A 17,147-nucleotide genomic window follows, 5' to 3' on the forward strand; every position below is an offset into this window, starting at 1 on the left:
CGCCTTTGGCGACGCTTGGCCGTAGGCCACGCCAAAGGCGAACGCGAACAAACCACTCGCGCTTTGCATGGCTGACAGGTGTGGACCCTTGCTTGGGCACACAGAACCCAAACCATCAGCAACTGCATCCAGAGGCGCGCACCTTGAGGTGCGACCCTAGGGCGCGAGGGATTGCTCGCGCCCTAGAAGGCGCGCACTAAGAGCGAATTTAATTCGACGACTGTAAGCGCACCTAACAAAAGTGTTATGGGTAGGTTTTTTGCTAAGGATGGAAAGGATGCTTTTATTACAGGTAATGAAGCGGAGTAATGACGCGGTAATGATATAATTATGAATTATATAGCCACAATATAAACGCGCTTCAGCTAATTAATAACAGCTAAAAGTATCATAAATAACGATTAAGGACTAACGACTAAGGCATTACTTTCAATCCTCCACGACATATCAGTTGTCCAGTGGTCAGGGTAAGTTCTTGAAGCTCCACCTCTGGTCCTAAATTTATTAGAAACCCATCTAAACTAATAGGGGGGGCATCAGGGTCTATCTGAACTTGCAAGGGGTTCAGTTCCAGTTGGTTGGGGGTAGCTAGTTGGATACCAGCACGAATTACTATCAGCTTGGTAACAACATCAGGATTAGTATAAATGCCTCTTAATGTCAGCTGTCCTATATTGAGATTAATCTTTTGCCAGCGTATTTGTGGCGTTATTGGGTCGTTACCGGGTTTAATGATATCATCTGATTTAAGGAATGTATATAATAACTCCGTCAAAGCGTTAGATAACAAGGGTGCTTCAAGAGATGATTGCAGGTCTGGTTCTAGGAGTAATAGCTGACCCACTACGGGAACTGGTTCTAAAAGACGTACGGGTTTACGCTTAATTATCTGACCCAGGTTGAGTCTAATATTACTGCCTTCGAGCTGAATTTGGCTTAGATGCAGTCCTTGATAAACTGCTTGGTTGGCAGTAAGGGCAACCTGAGGAATGTAACCAGTCAGGATTTGGCGATCGCATCCCACAATGTTTAGTTGCAATGTAGCAACTTCCTCTACTTGCGATCGCAGCCACAGCCGTAGCGCTGGGGAAATAACTTTGCTGATAATCTGGCTTGGCTTTTGCTTCGAGCTTTTCGGAGTTTTAACCAAAAGAACACCTTCTTGTACTATTTGTACATAGTATTTTGAAGTCGTTGTCTAATGGAAATCAACTCCTGGGCACACTATAAGCATAAGGCAAACTAAATTCAGCATCACCATAGTCCAGAAGACAAAGCTCAAGCCAAATGTTGGGTCATGGAGGAAAGAGTACAAAAAATTCTTTCACAGTGGGGTATTGCGTCACGGCGTCGAGCCGAGAAGATGATAGCCGCAGGACAAGTGCGCCTAAATGGTACGACTGTACATTTGGGGCAGAAAGCTGATCCAGAAACAGATGTAATCGAAGTGGATGGCAAACCGATAAACCCCTATCACCGACCTCAATCTATCTACCTTTTACTGAACAAGCCTGCTGGAGTAGTTTCCACTTGCCGAGATTCCCAGAATCGTCCGACAGTAATTGACTTATTACCGGATAAACTAACCAAGGGTCAGGGGATTCATCCTGTAGGAAGGCTGGATGCGGATTCTACAGGTGCATTACTACTGACCAATGATGGTGAGCTAACATTTCGCCTGACCCATCCTAGTCATCACATACCTAAGACGTATCAGGTTTGGGTACGGGGTAATCCCCCAGAATCGGTACTGCAAACTTGGCGTGAAGGTGTTAATCTGCTGGGTAAAAAAACGTTACCCGCTCAAGTCCGTGTACTTAAGCGTAAGGGTCAATCCACACTTTTGGAGGTAGTCTTAACGGAAGGTAGAAACCGACAGATCCGTCGTGTTGCTCAACTGCTAAGCTATCCAGTGATTCATCTACATCGTACTGCTATTGGCCCGATTAAATTAAATCTACCAGGAGAGCCAATTCTTCCTTGTGGTGACTACCGTGCCTTGAATGATGTAGAGGTGAGTTTTCTTACCAGTAAATCCACCATTGTTCAGTAAAAATGCCAGCAGATGTCGAGGAGTACCGTGTATGAATGAAAACAAAGTCCCGTTGCAGCAACAACAACAGAAGAAGCTGGAAGAAATGGGTTCATACCTGTGTCAGTTACGCACTCAACAGTGTAAAACCATCCAGGAAATTGCCGCTTGCACCCGAATTAATGCACGATTTTTGAGGGCAATAGAGCAAGGCAAGCTAGACCAATTACCAGAACCTGTGTATGTTCAAGGGTTTATCAAGCACTTTGGGGATGCACTAGGCTTAAATGGAGACGAGTTTGCCAAGGCTTTTCCCACTGGGGTAACTGTAAAAAGGTCAAAACTTTCCTGGGGTAACAGTAGGGTTCCTCAACTGCGACCGTTTCATCTTTATTTGTTCTACATTTGCTTGGTTATTGGTTCAGTGAGTGGCTTATCTGTCCTAATCAACCCTTATAAGCCACAAATAACTGATAAGGAACCAAACTCGTCTCCAGCTCAATCGTTACCGACACCCGGTAATTTAGATCAAACTAACTCGCAAGCGCAGTTAGCCTTAACCAAGATACCGTCGGGTCCAAATAAGCCAGTTCAGGTGGATATCACTCTCAAAGGTAGATCTTGGCTTCTGATCGTGGCAGATGGCAAGAAAAAATATGAAGGCATCCTAGAAGAAGGAGCGCACCAGACTTGGGTTGCTAACGAAAAACTATTTGTTAAAGCTGGCGATGCTGGGAATGTAATCGTTGAGTTCAATAACCAACAGGCAAAGCAGATGGGGGCTCCTGGTGCAGTACAAGCATTAACTTTTGCTGCTAAACCTAGACCCTCTCTTCAGTAGTCAAGCTTTCTATGGGAAAAGCATTAAATTCATCAATCTTAAACATTAAAAAAGCAGATAATTGGGGGCAACAACCTATAAATGTTACTAAAAAAATAACAACTTACTTATAGCATTTAAAATTCAAAATAGATGCATGAAAACCAATGCTGATTTACCAGAAAACGCTCACAAGTGTAGGCTCTCTTTCCTAATGTCACCTGTTACCTTGGTTAATCAATTAAATTTGAAGATATCAAATTCAAATGCTATAGCAACGACTTAACTTATATAAAGTCCAGTTAATCCCTTGTATAGAATAGAATTGTTTAGGATTGTGAGTTTAGGATTGTTAACTAATAATTAACATTTTTGTCAAAATATAAACAACCAATAATGAACTTAATAGGATTAATTGTTAAAACTATTCCAATACAATATAACTAGGCTTGCTAGTCATAACTGGGAGCACGATCGTAAGTGTGAGTGAGGATTTTGAGGCGATTAGCTAATTCTTCACTCAACGCATTCGGTCGATAGCGCCATTGCCAGTTACCTTCCACGGTACTGGGAAAGTTCATTCGAGCATCTGTGTCCAGACCTAAAATATCTTGCACAGGAATAATCGCTTGGTTGGCAATACTACTGAGCGCTAATCGGATTAAATCCCAATGGATGCCTTCTTGGCTGACTGATCCGGAGTAATTCATTATAATCTGCTTATCTTCAGCAGAGAGTTTTTTAAACCAACCCACTGTTGTGTCATTATCATGGGTACCGGTGTAAACCACACAGTTGTGGACATAGTTAAAGGGTAAGTAAGGGTTACTTGATCCCCCACTAAAGGCAAACTGTAAAATTCTCATACCAGGAAACTGGAAGCGTGAGCGTAATGCTTCTACTTCTGGAGTGATGATCCCTAAATCTTCGGCAATAATTGGCAAATTGCCCAACTTGTCTTGGAGTACTTCAAAAAATTCTTTTCCTGGTGCCTTAACCCATTCTCCAGTGATGGCAGTTGTTTCTCCTTGCTTGACTTGCCAGTAGGCCTCAAATCCCCGGAAATGGTCAATCCGCACAATGTCTACATACTCCAAGATAGTTTGGAAGCGTTGTATCCACCATTGGAAGTTATCTGCCTGTAACTGTTCCCAGTTGTAAACTGGATTACCCCACAACTGACCTGTGGCACTGAAATAGTCCGGAGGCACCCCAGCCATGAGTGTGGGTTCGCCAGTTTCGTGATCAATGGCAAAGATTTCCCGATGAGCCCAGACATCAGCACTATCGTGAGCCACATAAATTGGAATATCACCAATAATCTGGATCTGGTGATGGTTGGCGTACTGTTTGAGAGCTGACCACTGGCAGAAAAACTCAAACTGTAGGTATTTGTAGAAATAAATTTCATGCTGCAATTTCTGCCGCCAATACTCAACTGCTTTGGGTTGAGCCATAGCAATGTCTCGTTCCCAAGTATGCCAGCTACTCTGGTCAAACGCATCATGAACAGCCATAAATAAAGCATAGTCTTCCAACCAGCTGGCTTTTGCTTGACAAAATTCTGTAAATTTCTGGTGCTGTTGGGGTGAGGCGTTGGCACGGAAGCGATCGCAAGCTTGGTACAACAGGGGCATCTTGGTTTGAATTACCTGATCATAATCCACTGAGTCGAGGGGAAACTCTGGCAGATTGGCAAAGTCTTCATCCTTGAGCAGTCCCTGCTTTTGCAATTGTTCTGGGCTAATGAGTAGGGGATTGCCTGCCATGGCTGAGTAAGAACCATAGGGAGAGTTCCCATACCCAATCGGACCAAGGGGCAAGATTTGCCAGTATTGTTGGGCGCTTTCTGCCAAAAAGTCAATGAATTGATAAGCCTGTAAACCTAAGTCACCAATACCAAAGGGACTGGGTAGGGATGTCGGATGGAGCAAAAGACCACTAGATCTCGGAAAAGGCATAAAAAAGCAATCAACAATAATAGTAAGTAAGCCTTACCAAAAAAATTTGGGTTTAAAGCCCCGTCCTTTTAGGACGGCTTTAAGCTATAATTTATGGTAGCGGTAAAGCGCATATATAAAAAGCGTAGTCGGTCTAGCGGACAGCTTCTGATCCGGAACCCTGGTAGCAAAAATCCTAAATCTTGTACAAATTTGGAAGCTGTAATAAGAGAATTTAAAAATCTCTGCCGGTGCGCTTTGTGTAGGCGAATTAAATTTCCCACGGGTCGCACCGGTTGAAACGCCGCCGGGCAGACTGTGTATGCTTTCTGAGGGCAAGTTCATTTTTGCCAAAAGGTTGACATTACTTACGCGCTAGAGTATTAGTAAAATATGGGTACAGGCTGAAAATCCGTTCGCGTAGCGTGGCCTTTGGCCTTGGCGCAACCGGGAGAGAGACCCGCCACTGCATGACCTGAAAGTAGTAATGCTCGGAGGGTAGGGAAAGTCCTCCTTAAAAACCCAATCGTTAATTAGCAGTTAACGTGTGAACCTAGCAGAACACGACTTGAGATAGAAAACGGTACGGCGGGGCACGCCGGAACCAGGTGAATAGGGAAGAAACGGACTATGCACATGCACTTTCCTGCAAGTAGCCAAACGCTATCGCGAGAATTGCCCGCTGGGTCTACTGTGAACTAAACTGAATTCTTGGTCTTGACGGGTCTTTGGTTTAGATATTGCCTACTTTTTGGCGGCGTCAAAGATTAGGACACAGTGGTTTAAGGCAGCTCGTTGATCTAGGAATCGCCGTTCTTTCAAGACGGTGAGTGTCAAGGAGAGCAAGGGATACCAGAATCTTGGCGTTCCAGACTAGTTAAACGGGAGCTGATTGAGTCCACAGCTGACCAAATATTTGCCCTGGCTCAACGCGCTTAAATTATATCAATTAAGTATATCAAGCAAGTCAGTTATATCAATAGTTATAGCGTTTCAAACACTTATAAAGTACATTCCATTTGCTTCCCCCCTCCCACCCTTCCGCCAGCAGTAGGGTGGATTCCGACTCCCGACTCCCGACTCCCGACTCCCGACTCCCTAAAATCTTCAAAGGCCAAAGTCCCTCACCCAGAAGCCAACGGACTTGATATTAAATAGAATAGACCTGACCATCAATTAATAATCGGGTAATTCCTTTAGCTTGCAAATAAGAAGAGGTCTTCTGAAGCATCTGAGCATCAGGAACCTTGATGACTCGCTCAGAACGATTAGAAAAACGCCGTGCTACCCTATGGTTTTCAAATACTGGCAAGGTTGTCTCTTGAACTTCTTCGTCAGGAATTTGTCCGAGGTCGCTAAACTCATTCAGAGGGCGAGCAATTAACTCCGCCGCTCGGCTGACTACCAAATAGCAGGTTTTAGGAAGAGAAGCTTCCGAGAGGGGCAAAATTTCAATGTAAGAACCGCTTTTAGCCACAGAGGTTCTGATGGATTCGTGAATCTCAGGATCTGGCAAGTCATCGTCCCAATCTTCATCTAGGTCATCTAGGTCATCTAGATCATCTAGGTCATCTAGATCATCCAAATCCTCCAAATCCTCTAAATCATCATCTTGATCCAAATCCCCTAAATCTTCGTCCAACAACTCGGTGAATCTCCTAGTTGCTAGTCCCTTATGCTCAGGTAATAATTGATCTTGGTGATCAACAGACTTATCTTCCTCTGAACCTGATGTGGTAATATCAAGTTGTAATTGGGTATGTTGCTCCTCTTCCTCCACTGGTGGTTGAGCAGCCACAGAGGAACGCTTACGCCGCCGACGTCCATCAGTAGAGGTTGAAGTGAATAAATCACTGACAGATTCTGCTAATGGTTCATTTTTGAGTACAACTAGTGATGATTTAGTGGCTGTTTCTACCACAGGCTTAGCGGTTTTGACAGTAGAAGAGGAGACATTTTCAGCAGTACGATTAGAGCGCTTTTGTTGAATTAGAGCCTCGTATTCTGCCTCCAACAAGTTGCTCTTAAGGATACGGCTAATGGTGGAGTTACTAACTCCATAACGGTCAGCCAGCGTTGAGGTTGTCTCTGCTGTCTGTCGATATAGTTCTAGGATGTCCTGTTTATCGACATCAGATAGTTTTCTTGGACTCATGCTACTTTTTCAGCTCGCCTGCGTGAACCACGACGGGAACGGCTCGATATTTGATATTCCAGGGCAGCCCCTATTGCAAACAATACACCACTGAATACAAAAAAGACTTCTGGTAAACCGCCACTTTGGTAGTTCGGTCTAGTCTCAGCATACTTAAACCACATATCTGCAATGTACAGGCAAAATGTTGCAGCGGCAATCATTTGCCAGGATTGGGAAAAACGTCCACCCCAAAACGCTAACAGTAGGGATGAGGCAATAATCAGCAGAATTACATCGCAACCAATGTAGAGGGTGGTCAATTGGTTTGAATAGGCACTCAGTGACTTGTCAAGTTCAATCGCCCACCTTGGAGAATTATGAACGGTACTCTGATTAGCCTCAGATTTGGTTATTTCATCAGATGGCTCTGCCGAGATGACCATAGCATTATTTTCCAAGACCCGCAGTGGTGTGGTCGAGTCAGAAATAGAATAGGCAATTGTCACATCACCAGATTCAGGAGTGCTTGATTCGAGGGAAGGGGCAAGTAAGAGCAAAGCAGCTAAGGCCATCCCCACTATGGCAATCGCTATAATCGTTAACCCTTGCCAAAGTTCTAAGTTTAAGCGCCTGGGAATAACTGCTAAAAACATACCTACCCCAAGACATACGTAAGAGGATAAGTAAAACACATCTGCTAGTGATACATCAGGGTTAAGGTGAAAATACAGCTCCCACACACCGAATATCAAGCCACCAATCAAATAGAACAGATTCCCCAAACCGAGTCCTAGCCAGACATTTCGTCCACTGGCAATCTGAGGGCTACGCCAATTTCTGAAACAGAGAATACTTGCTACTAGGAAGGGTATACATTCTAAAAAGTAGGTACTAATCACGTACCAAAATGGACTCTCTTGCCCAGGGGATGTAATACCAAACAGCAAGAAAAATAATAGGGAAATAATCGCCCAAGCAATACCACCATAGATGATGGTATTGCTGCTGAGGGGAGATAGATTACCTGATGACCGTTCTGCAGAGCTGCTCATAGGAATTTCACACTTATCACTGACTGGCACAATAAGACTATGGTTAGCCAGATAACATATTAATGATTCTAATCGCTTATTTTTAATTGTAGATTATTGCCATATGTAGATTATTGCCATAGTTGACCAAGATCAGAGTTGTTAAGCCAGTTGATAAACTGAGTTTGCTCCTGAGCTGGCATATCCTGCAAGATATCGCTAACCCCCTGAGCAAAGTTGGTATTGCCAAAATAGCCTTTACCTAAGCGATAGAGTTCTTGCAACAGGGTGATCATATGATGTTCTTCCCAGATTGGAAAATCAGAGTTGGTAAGGGGGTCGATTTTGAGCAATTGTTGTACAGCTTGGGTCGATTCAACCTGGGGAAAGTTTGAATTTATCAAGATCTTGGCGATATCCTTCTGGAACAACCCAGCTTGTCTAGCTCCTAAGAAGTCTTCCACATCCATATACACCGTCTGTAGTAGCAAAATACAGGCTTGAATGTAGGATACCCTAGTGCCCCTAGAGCTTGGTTCAGTGCCTAATTGCTCCAGACGGATTTTTCCCCAAACGCTGTAGCGCTCAGGTTCTTCCAACAATACACAAGCTTTTCCCCGATGATCGGTGAGGTCTCGCCAGAAAGCTATGGCTTCCTCTTCCTGAGTGGCACCAAATACACTGAGCAGGCGAAAGGTTTGCCCCTGGTAATTGAGAATCGGGATTTGCTGCTCCCTCTGTGGGTGCTGAATACTAGAGATTTCAACATCCTGCCTTTTCAAAATAAACATGATACTGGCACATGACTCCTGACCCTGTCAGGGGGTGCTGTTGACGAAGTATTCTAACCCCCTAGTACTCTGTCAATTTAGTTTTGAGGGTTAGGGCAAGGTGGCAAGGTGGCACGCTGGCAAGGTGGCACGGTGTTAAGTCATACCTAATGCTTAGTAAAAGCATCCGGGAAAGTATAGTTTACCCCTCAATTCAATTTTGACAGAGTACTAGTCACTATCTCCTGATCAGAATCCTTGTGACAGAGTCTGACTAAGTTCTGATCAGTGACACTGACTATGTACCTACCTTAACTCGGGTTCGAGCTAAGTGCCTTGAGTCTTACCGCTAATTGAGACAAGCAATCGATAATTGTGGTGGCTATCCACTTAAGCTGAAGCCTATGGTGAGATCGGTAACGGTAAACGGGGAACGGGCAACGATTAACAAGCAATGCTTTCTGTTACCGGAGCCATTGTTCCTTGATCCGAAGTTCTCTGTTGCTCCTTGACCTTGACTGTCCCGTTTTAAATTGGTATAATTAAATCTTATGCTTAATGGTTTTCCGAGACAGGAATGAATACCCACAAAGCGCCTTGATAGGACTAGGTATTAGGCACACAGAGACTACTACCCGATCACGAGCCAAGCAAAAACAGTTTTTTCTGATGTATGATATAGCTATGCCCTCGTAGCTCAGTGGATAGAGCTAGGGATTTCTAATCCCTCGGCCGTAGGTTCAAATCCTACCGAGGGCGCTTCTTGATAATTGGTGATTAGTCAAAAGTCAATACCATCTGGCTTAATCGGGCTCACAAAATACACAGGACTAAGGATTAATGACTAATGTCTAAATGTAAAGTCTAAATGTAGATGTAAATGTAAAGTGATGTTGCGCTCCTCTTAAAAATTATTGAGAAATCCCCCAAACCTGGATGAGACGCATATGCTTATAAAAATAAAGAAATGTGTCAATAGATGCCATGGATAACTTACAACGATATCGCATTGTATGCACCCTAAGCTTTGGTGACATTTATGGACAAATTATGGTTTGGTTAATCGTAATTTTCCTGAGTCTCGCCTCAGCCTTAGCTCTTTGGAGTGCTGACCGCCAAATTTACGCTCTGGCAACTGTCGGGCTGATTTTGGTACTATCTCTGCCCTTCCTGCTCTTTGCCTTCGTGACTACATTGTTAAATCATATTGAAATTGCTCAGATGGAAGAGGAGGAAACCACATCAACAGCGGTCGGCAGAGGGCCTAGACAGAAACCTATTGGGGCGACCGGTTGAAGAGAATCCGAACCATCCCCGGCTTTTTCCGCAACCCGGGGAAGGGGAGTTGAGAGCCTCCGTCCTTAAGGAGGGGCGCTTCATACTTTTTCCGCAATCCTAGAGGGTAAATGCCTAGAGGCTAGAACCTAGAGCCTAAAATAGGAATTGGGATTCCATAATACGACCGAGATGCTAGAACACGATGTCATTATTGTCGGTGGGGGATTAGCTGGATGTCGCGCTGCTTTAGAGATTAAACGCTCTGAGCCTAAGCTCGATGTCGCCCTTGTCGCTAAAACTCACCCAATTCGTTCTCATTCGGTGGCTGCCCAAGGGGGTATGGCAGCTACTCTGAAGAATGTTGATGCTGAGGATAGCTGGGAAGCCCATGCCTTCGACACGGTTAAAGGGTCTGACTACTTGGCAGACCAGGATGCAGTCGAAATCCTCACCAAAGAGGCTCCAAAGGTGGTCATTGAGCTGGAACACATGGGGGTGCTGTTTTCGCGCTTACCGGATGGTCGGATTGCTCAGAGGGCTTTTGGAGGGCATTCCCATCGCCGCACTTGCTACGCGGCAGATAAGACGGGTCACGCCATTTTGCATGAACTGGTTAACAATCTCCGCCATAACGGTGTCAAACTCTACGATGAGTGGTACGTTATGGAGCTGATTTTGGAAGAGGGTCAGGCAAAAGGGCTGGTGATGTTCCAGCTCCTAGACACGAAGGTGGAAGTAGTACGGGCAAAAGCGGTCATGTTTGCTACCGGGGGTTATGGACGGGTATTTAATACGACCTCCAATGACTTTGCCTCCACTGGGGATGGTCTGGGAATGTCAGCTCTGGCTGGGGTGCCTTTGGAAGATATGGAGTTTGTACAGTTTCATCCTACGGGCTTGTATCCGGTGGGAGTTTTGATTTCTGAGGCGGTACGAGGGGAAGGGGCTTATCTGATTAACTCAGAAGGCGATCGCTTTATGAGGGACTACGCCCCCAAACAAATGGAACTGGCACCCCGGGATATTACTTCAAGAGCGATTACCCTAGAACTCAGAGCTGGTCGTGGCATTCATCCTGATGGCAGTGCAGGTGGACCTTTTGTTTACCTTGACCTGCGCCACATGGGCAAAGAAAAGATTATGAGTCGGATTCCGTTCTGCTGGGAAGAAGCCCATCGATTGGTTGGTATTGACGCAGTACATCAACCAATGCCAGTACGACCAACTGCCCACTATTCCATGGGGGGAATCCCTGTCAACACCGATGGACAAGTTCATAGTGGTAAAGATGGGTTAATTGATGGGTTCTTTGCCGCTGGGGAATCAGCCTGTATCTCTGTTCATGGGGCAAATCGCCTCGGGAGTAATTCCCTGTTGGAATGTGTGGTTTATGGCAAAAGAACTGGTGCTGCGATCGCAAAATACGTCCAAGACCGGAAGTTACCAGACATTGACGAGCAATCCTACCTCAATGCAGCCCAGGCAAAAATCAAAGCCCTTGTGGAAAAATCTGGCACCTTACGGCTTAACCAGTTGCGTCAAGCTTTCCAAGACTGTATGACCCAATTCTGTGGCGTTTTCCGTAACCAAGCGTCCATGGAGGAAGGATTAAACCAACTGGAAGAATTCAAACAACAGTACCAGCAAATTTATTTGGATGACAAAGGCAACTGCTGGAACACTGAAATTATCGAAGCCTTGGAACTGCGCAATTTAATGATAGTCGGAGAAATTATTCTTACCTCTGCTCTGAACCGACGAGAAAGCCGGGGTGCCCATAGCCGGGAGGATTATCCCCAACGGGATGATCCCAATTTTCTCAAACACACCCTAGCGTTTTACTCATCTGCAGGTATTGACCTGCAATATAAACCGGTCAGCATTACCTTGTTTGAACCGAAAGAGCGGAAGTATTGATTACTAGTCCGAGACTGCCTCAGTGGTCGAGTCATGAGTAAGTGACGCTCCTACTCTGTGTTGGTTACTCATGACTAATCACGCTTTGGCCAATGACTAATTTTCTGGAGTTTCTGGAGTTTCTGGAGTTTCTGGAGTTTCGGCTGCCAACTGTTTGACTTGGTCTTTGTACTTGGCTGGTGCTAGGGATTCAGCCTGGTCAAACAGGGGTTTAGCCTTTTCAGTGTTACCCTGTTCTTTAAAAATCATGGCTTTAGCTAGCACTGGTCTCCAGTCATCTTGGCTGCCTTTGATCGCCTGGTCATATATAGCTGTGGCTTCGTCATAACGCTTCTGATTCGCGTAAACTTGACCTAACAACAACTGCACAGAAATGACATCAATGCTCCCAGGTTTAATCTCATTGACTTGCTGGGAACTTTTTAAGGTGTCTTGCAGCAAACCGATGGCTGCTTCTGGGCGGTTTTCCTGGGTTAGCAAACTAACTAACCCTTGCAGAGCATTCATATCCCCAGGCTTAGCGTTTAGTATGTCCCGATAGGCTTGAGCTGCTCCTTCGCGATCGCCAATTTGTTGTTTTACCTGAGCCAGCAAGACTCCATAATCTGTCTGGTCTGTATTGAGTTTGGCTAACTTTTCTAGGGGTTCAATGGTGCCTTTGATGTCTCTGAGCTGCAGCCGTATCTCCAGCAGACCTCTCAAAGCCGTTAAATTTTCTGGTTCTCGCTGCAAGACTAGTTCATAACCCTTGGCTTGAGCTTCTAGTTCTGCTTGCTGCTGGGCAGAAATATTTGGTGTAGCTGTAGGTGTTGCCCCAACAGAGGCGGGATTATCCTTGAAAATATTCCCTAGCAAAGGAATCATCGAAATACCGATAAACGCTAGCACAGCTAGTACTAGCACTATTTTGATCCACAGACTGCGCTTTTGAGACACAAAACTTTCTTTAACTCTATTCCCATTTTGATACTCCCCGGCCTGAAGGGACGAGGATTCTTTAGCGGAGGTACCCTTTTGGGGCATTGCTCGTAGCAACTACCAACATGGGGTTGATAGTCCACTTGGCGGTACCAATTGCCTCTACTCTCTCCGGCACATGGCCATTGAGTCTACTTTTTTTGAAGTAATTTGATTCGCTCTCGAAAAAGACTTGTGCGTGGCATTGGGCTGGAGTTGGAGTCTTTTGACCGAGTACCCATTTCGAGTATCTCCCATTTAACCAAAGCGTCCCACTGCTGGGAGTTTCACCCTTCCTTTCCGGGTCATCGCGTCTTCTATTATTCTAACACAAAGCCGTCGAACGAAGGACGGGGTTTGGGACCCATTTTCTTTGATGAAACGATTTGGGGAGTTTAAAGTCTCCTCCCATCAATCCCATCTATCTAAATAAGCTAGCATTAAAGCTCATTTAAATCGGCTATAAACCGCTCAGATTAAAGATTCCATAAACTTTGCGGATCTAAGCTTTATCTCACTGCATTCTGTACAGTGGGTAGACTAGTACCAAGTGCGCTCACCCTCCAGTTTTTTGGTGGCAACAGTCCAGAAGAATTTTTTCTGGAAAGGACACCGGAAAGCTGGAACATGTTGACAAGACAATGCTGCCAATGTCAGTCAAAACCACCCATGGGAATGTGTCTCCGCCGCTAGGAGGTTATATGAATTCGTCTGTGAATGGGCTTCCCGACTCAGCTGAGTCGTCTCGAATCCAACCACCGGAAGTATCCAGTGTGCAAAACCAGCCCCCAGAAACACCAACTGGTGGCTCTCAAGATACCACCAAATCAGATCCCTTAGCTGAATCTAATGGGACAGTAACTACTCAGGTCTCAAGTCAGGTCTCAAGTCAGGTCTCAAGACAGCACCCAATTCCTGCCCCCAGTGAACCTAGGCAATACCGCGCCATCGGTCTGGTCAATGGCAAATATATGCCTTCCGCAGAGCAGTTGACCAGGGGAACACTTGTAGCGGCAGATGGAACCTTGATTGATGCGGTGTTACTCGGTCGGGTCATGAGTTTGGTTAAGAATCACTTAGATCTCAATCAGCCCCACCTCTGGGTTGTCTATCCCCGCATCAGGCAAGCAGACGATAACTTACATGTCCAAATTGTTGGCGTCTGGGAACCAGAAACTCTCGAACCCACAGCTGAAGCTGAAACAACTGACTCCGGAGTTGCTCAGTCCGAAGCAGAAGTCGAGACATCAAATGACTGCTCAGAAGCTGAGGTGGAACCGATTCCTAAGGATGGCTATTTTTCCATTCGTGGCGAGGTGATCTACCATTCGCGGGAGAATGAACAAGTCGTTGTTAAAATTAGGCAATTACCTCGTAAAGAGTCAGATAAGCCTAAGTTTTTCAAGTTAAAGCTTAAGGGTTGCCTGGGAGAAAGGGTCGTTGGTCATTTTTGGGATTTACATGCACAGCTGCAAGCCAATACCCTGGTAATCCAGGAAGGAAATGATATTGGTTTTCTCAACAAAAAAGGACCAAAGAGGAAACCATTTAATAAAAATAAGAAACGTTTTGGTCCTAAAAAGAGTTACCCGAAGCCACGCCCTGCTCGTAAAAAGGATGGCGCGGCTACAGCCACAGCACCCAAACCCCAAACACCAAGACCGAAACCGATCAAGCGTATTGACAAGGGTAGTCAGGGTGATCCCTCTGGGAATTCTGCTTGATGGGAAGTGGAGAATTGCTCGAAGCGTGAGCTACCACGCTTTACTTTGAAGAATATGGGGGGATGGGGGAATGGGGACGGACATGGAATATCCCCTACTCCCCTACTCCAGTATCTATTCTCCTGGCAGACTCAGAGGGACTCGCAGGAGTTTATTCAATTTTAATTTAATTGATTTTTTGCTTGGCGAGATGGTAGGATTAACAGTCAACGGTCAACCGTTAACGGTCAACAGTCAACAATAATTGACAGTTTATTATTAAAGTTTTTTAAACAAAGGCTGTCTTAATTTAAAGTTTTAATTAAGGGCTCTACTTGACTAGATTATAAGGAATAATTAACTTCATAACTACGGATGAATTCGGGGAATAAAGACTAGTACATTATTGTTCCGAAGTTCCGAAGTTATGAAGTTATGAAGTTACCTTTAAATTAATTTGATGTCCTAAGGATTCTGATCAAATCTATAACTATAAATTATAGATTTGATGAAGGATACGCTAACTAATAGCGTTATTGAATCCTATGGCGAGATAAATTCCATGGATAGGTAAATTTATAAAAATGTTTGATTGATGTCCATGAGCTACCTAATTAAGGTAGTCTTTTTTGGTGAGATCCTACGCTATCTATGACTATTTTTCTTACCCTGAGCGTTGTTGTACTAGCTTTAATCAGTTTCATTAGGGAATGGATGCCAGTGGATATCACTGCGATCGCAGTGATGGTGTTACTGATGCTTCTAAAGCTAGTCACCCCAGAACAGGGAATCTCCGGTTTTGGCAACCCTGCCACGATCACTGTGATGGCTATGTTTATCCTCAGTGCTGGGATTGCCCGAACTGGGGCGCTTCAAATCGTGAATGACCTACTGCTGAAGTGGGGAGGCAAGGAGTCAACCCAGCAAATATTTACCATGGGAATGATTGCTGGTCCGATAACGGGCTTCATCAACAATACTGCTGTGGTAGCTGTACTACTTCCCATTGTAGAAGATTGGTGCCGCAAGCAAAGTATTTCCCCTTCTAGGCTTTTGATGCCCTTATCCTTTGTCACTATCTTAGGGGGCATGATCACTACCATTGGCACCTCCACTAATGTCTTGGCCAGTGGGTTGTCTAAACAGTTGGGCTATGGTGATTTCAGCTTGTTTGAATTCACCCGATTGGGGCTAATTACATTCACCATAGGATTGGCATATTTGGCTCTAGTGGCACCCCGACTTTTGCCCAACCGTAAAGTAGCCAGCAATGGTATTGTCACTCAAGACTATAATCTCAAAGAGTATGTCAGTGAAATTGTAATTACACCAGATTCCAGCCTAGTTGGGCAAACCCTACGTGCTAGTGAAATCCAGCGGAAGTTTGATTTGGACGTTTTGGAACTGATTCGCAATGGTAGCCGTTTTCCCCAACCGCTGGCAGATAAAGTATTACGACCAGGGGATATTTTGATTGTGAGGTCTGGTCGGGAGTGTCTGCTGAGAGTCAAAGATCAACGAGGGATAGAAATCTTAGCTGATGTCCAATTTGGACAGCAACCCTTGGAAACCGGTCTTACCTCTGGGGAGGAGGGGATTGCTGAGGTGTTGATCCTGGCTAACTCTAATTTAATAGGCTCAACCTTAAAGGATATGAGGTTTCGGCAACGCTATAACAGTACGGTTTTGGCAATTCGACGGGGACAGGAACTGGTCAGAGAAAGACTTGGAGGAGTTTACTTGCACTTTGGTGATGTGCTGTTGGTACAAGGTCCGAGGCAAAGTTTGTTGGGATTGCAAACTAGTCGAGATTTGTTGGTGATTGGACAGCGAGATTTAGAAACCCTACGGCGAGAGAAAGCAGGGATTGCGATCGCAATTAGTGTCGGGGTAGTCTTAGCAGCTGCCTTTAATGTGCTACCGATTATGGTGAGTGCCTTGTTGGGAGTAGTCTTGATGGTGATCACTGGTTGTCTCAAGCCTGGGGAACTATACGGAACAGTACGCTGGGATATTATTTTCCTGCTGGCTGGGTTAATTCCTTTGGGGATAGCGATGAAGCAGTCAGGCACAACTGAATGGTTAGCCGAAAATCTAGTGGCACTAGGGGGTAATCTGCCTGGTTATTGGTTGTTAACACTGTTCTATGTGGTTACTGTCCTGATCACAGAGGTGCTGTCTAATAATGCTTCGGTAGTGTTGCTATTGCCGATTGCTGTGGAGGTAGCTAAGAGTTTGAGTCTGAATCCTTTAGCGTTTATGTTTACGGTGATGTTTGCCGCATCCAATAGTTTCATGACTCCGATTGGGTATCAGACCAATACTATGGTTTATGGGCCAGGGGGTTACAGGTTTTTGGATTTTGCTAGGGTGGGTGCCCCATTAAGTTTGTTGATGGCGTTGATTATTCCGCCACTGGTGATTGCCCTGTATGGGTTGTCTTGAGTTTTACCGCTATAAATAGGGTGCTCTTTATTCCCTCCTCACTCGCACTTTGCATCAAGACACGGTTATTTTTTTAACTGAATAATATCCAATTTAAAGGTGCAACAGCTTAGAGCT

15 protein-coding genes and 1 tRNA gene are annotated in these 17,147 nt (G+C 45.0%); 10 read left to right on the forward strand and 6 right to left on the reverse strand.

What is annotated here, in order from left to right:
- A partial coding sequence (locus BJP37_RS42060) for a hypothetical protein (RefSeq protein ID WP_214607791.1) occupies positions 1–200 on the forward strand: 200 nt, incomplete at its 5' end.
- A 215-nt stretch (positions 201–415) separates the two neighbouring features.
- On the opposite strand, the gene BJP37_RS33110 is transcribed toward BJP37_RS42060, so the two are convergent.
- The gene (locus BJP37_RS33110) at positions 416–1,150 is read right to left on the reverse strand and encodes an LmeA family phospholipid-binding protein (RefSeq protein WP_075905396.1); all 735 of its coding nucleotides are present in this window, start codon (positions 1,148–1,150) and stop codon (positions 416–418) included.
- A 147-nt stretch (positions 1,151–1,297) separates the two neighbouring features.
- On the opposite strand from BJP37_RS33110, the gene BJP37_RS33115 reads away from it, so the two are divergent.
- Together BJP37_RS33115 and BJP37_RS33120 are read left to right on the forward strand one after the other, a co-directional pair.
- Positions 1,298–2,053, forward strand: coding sequence for a pseudouridine synthase (locus BJP37_RS33115; RefSeq protein WP_071106061.1), 756 nt, complete (start codon positions 1,298–1,300; stop codon positions 2,051–2,053).
- Positions 2,054–2,084: 31 nt separating this feature from the next.
- A complete protein-coding gene (locus BJP37_RS33120; RefSeq protein WP_075905398.1) occupies positions 2,085–2,873 on the forward strand; it encodes a helix-turn-helix domain-containing protein in 789 nt (262 codons plus the stop codon).
- A 431-nt stretch (positions 2,874–3,304) separates the two neighbouring features.
- Here BJP37_RS33120 and malQ read toward each other — a convergent pair whose 3' ends face one another.
- Positions 3,305–4,813, reverse strand: a complete 1,509-nt coding sequence (gene malQ, locus BJP37_RS33125) for a 4-alpha-glucanotransferase (protein ID WP_075905400.1) — start codon at positions 4,811–4,813, stop codon at positions 3,305–3,307.
- Between the two features lie 998 nt (positions 4,814–5,811).
- Here malQ and BJP37_RS44155 point away from each other — a divergent pair.
- The gene (locus BJP37_RS44155) at positions 5,812–5,940 is read left to right on the forward strand and encodes a hypothetical protein (protein ID WP_269087105.1); all 129 of its coding nucleotides are present in this window, start codon (positions 5,812–5,814) and stop codon (positions 5,938–5,940) included.
- A 2-nt stretch (positions 5,941–5,942) separates the two neighbouring features.
- Here the strand turns inward: BJP37_RS44155 and BJP37_RS33130 are convergent, their stop codons facing one another.
- The 3 genes from BJP37_RS33130 to BJP37_RS33140 all read right to left on the reverse strand — a co-directional run bounded on the left by BJP37_RS33130 (position 5,943) and on the right by BJP37_RS33140 (position 8,751).
- Positions 5,943–6,947 carry a helix-turn-helix domain-containing protein gene (locus BJP37_RS33130; RefSeq protein ID WP_075905402.1) on the reverse strand — a complete coding sequence of 335 codons (1,005 nt, stop codon included), beginning with the start codon at positions 6,945–6,947 and terminating at the stop codon, positions 5,943–5,945.
- Positions 6,944–7,981 (reverse strand): hypothetical protein, encoded by a 1,038-nt coding sequence (locus tag BJP37_RS33135; RefSeq protein ID WP_075905404.1) that lies wholly within the window; start codon positions 7,979–7,981, stop codon positions 6,944–6,946. Before BJP37_RS33135 ends, BJP37_RS33130 begins: the two co-directional genes overlap by 4 nt.
- A 110-nt stretch (positions 7,982–8,091) precedes the next feature.
- Positions 8,092–8,751 (reverse strand): Npun_F0813 family protein, encoded by a 660-nt coding sequence (locus BJP37_RS33140; RefSeq protein WP_075905406.1) that lies wholly within the window; start codon positions 8,749–8,751, stop codon positions 8,092–8,094.
- A 665-nt stretch (positions 8,752–9,416) separates the two neighbouring features.
- On the opposite strand from BJP37_RS33140, the gene BJP37_RS33145 reads away from it, so the two are divergent.
- From BJP37_RS33145 to BJP37_RS33155, 3 genes are all read left to right on the forward strand, one after another.
- A tRNA-Arg gene (locus BJP37_RS33145) sits at positions 9,417–9,489 on the forward strand.
- A gap of 225 nt (positions 9,490–9,714) precedes the next feature.
- The gene (locus BJP37_RS33150; RefSeq protein ID WP_075905408.1) at positions 9,715–10,026 is read left to right on the forward strand and encodes a hypothetical protein; all 312 of its coding nucleotides are present in this window, start codon (positions 9,715–9,717) and stop codon (positions 10,024–10,026) included.
- 171 nt (positions 10,027–10,197) lie between these two features.
- Positions 10,198–11,925 (forward strand): succinate dehydrogenase/fumarate reductase flavoprotein subunit, encoded by a 1,728-nt coding sequence (locus tag BJP37_RS33155; RefSeq protein WP_075905410.1) that lies wholly within the window; start codon positions 10,198–10,200, stop codon positions 11,923–11,925.
- Between the two features lie 96 nt (positions 11,926–12,021).
- Here the strand turns inward: BJP37_RS33155 and BJP37_RS33160 are convergent, their stop codons facing one another.
- Positions 12,022–12,861 (reverse strand): tetratricopeptide repeat protein, encoded by an 840-nt coding sequence (locus BJP37_RS33160; protein ID WP_075906694.1) that lies wholly within the window; start codon positions 12,859–12,861, stop codon positions 12,022–12,024.
- Positions 12,862–13,583: 722 nt separating this feature from the next.
- Here BJP37_RS33160 and patR point away from each other — a divergent pair.
- The 3 genes from patR to BJP37_RS33170 all read left to right on the forward strand — a co-directional run bounded on the left by patR (position 13,584) and on the right by BJP37_RS33170 (position 17,030).
- Positions 13,584–14,606, forward strand: coding sequence for a heterocyst master regulator PatR (gene patR / locus BJP37_RS33165; protein ID WP_075905412.1), 1,023 nt, complete (start codon positions 13,584–13,586; stop codon positions 14,604–14,606).
- Between the two features lie 70 nt (positions 14,607–14,676).
- Complete coding sequence (locus BJP37_RS40495) at positions 14,677–14,850, forward strand: hypothetical protein (RefSeq protein ID WP_158069870.1); 174 nt, start codon at positions 14,677–14,679, stop codon at positions 14,848–14,850.
- A 386-nt stretch (positions 14,851–15,236) separates the two neighbouring features.
- The gene (locus BJP37_RS33170) at positions 15,237–17,030 is read left to right on the forward strand and encodes an SLC13 family permease (protein WP_075905414.1); all 1,794 of its coding nucleotides are present in this window, start codon (positions 15,237–15,239) and stop codon (positions 17,028–17,030) included.
- Positions 17,031–17,147: the final 117 nt, after the last annotated feature.

The organism is Moorena bouillonii PNG (genome assembly GCF_001942495.1).
In the GTDB taxonomy this organism is placed as follows: Bacteria; Cyanobacteriota; Cyanobacteriia; order Cyanobacteriales; family Coleofasciculaceae; genus Moorena; species Moorena bouillonii.

Excerpts from the sequence above, each read along its gene's own strand:
- BJP37_RS33115 (WP_071106061.1), top strand. The coding sequence starts at position 1,298 with ATGGAGGAAAGAGTACAAAAAATTCTTTCACAGTGGGGTATTGCGTCA.
- BJP37_RS33120 (WP_075905398.1), top strand. The coding sequence starts at position 2,085 with ATGAATGAAAACAAAGTCCCGTTGCAGCAACAACAACAGAAGAAGCTG.
- malQ (WP_075905400.1), bottom strand. The coding sequence starts at position 4,813 with ATGCCTTTTCCGAGATCTAGTGGTCTTTTGCTCCATCCGACATCCCTA.
- BJP37_RS33130 (WP_075905402.1), bottom strand. The coding sequence starts at position 6,947 with ATGAGTCCAAGAAAACTATCTGATGTCGATAAACAGGACATCCTAGAA.
- BJP37_RS33135 (WP_075905404.1), bottom strand. The coding sequence starts at position 7,981 with ATGAGCAGCTCTGCAGAACGGTCATCAGGTAATCTATCTCCCCTCAGC.
- BJP37_RS33140 (WP_075905406.1), bottom strand. The coding sequence starts at position 8,751 with ATGTTTATTTTGAAAAGGCAGGATGTTGAAATCTCTAGTATTCAGCAC.
- BJP37_RS33150 (WP_075905408.1), top strand. The coding sequence starts at position 9,715 with ATGGATAACTTACAACGATATCGCATTGTATGCACCCTAAGCTTTGGT.
- BJP37_RS33155 (WP_075905410.1), top strand. The coding sequence starts at position 10,198 with ATGCTAGAACACGATGTCATTATTGTCGGTGGGGGATTAGCTGGATGT.
- patR (WP_075905412.1), top strand. The coding sequence starts at position 13,584 with ATGAATTCGTCTGTGAATGGGCTTCCCGACTCAGCTGAGTCGTCTCGA.
- BJP37_RS40495 (WP_158069870.1), top strand. The coding sequence starts at position 14,677 with ATGGGGACGGACATGGAATATCCCCTACTCCCCTACTCCAGTATCTAT.
- BJP37_RS33170 (WP_075905414.1), top strand. The coding sequence starts at position 15,237 with ATGACTATTTTTCTTACCCTGAGCGTTGTTGTACTAGCTTTAATCAGT.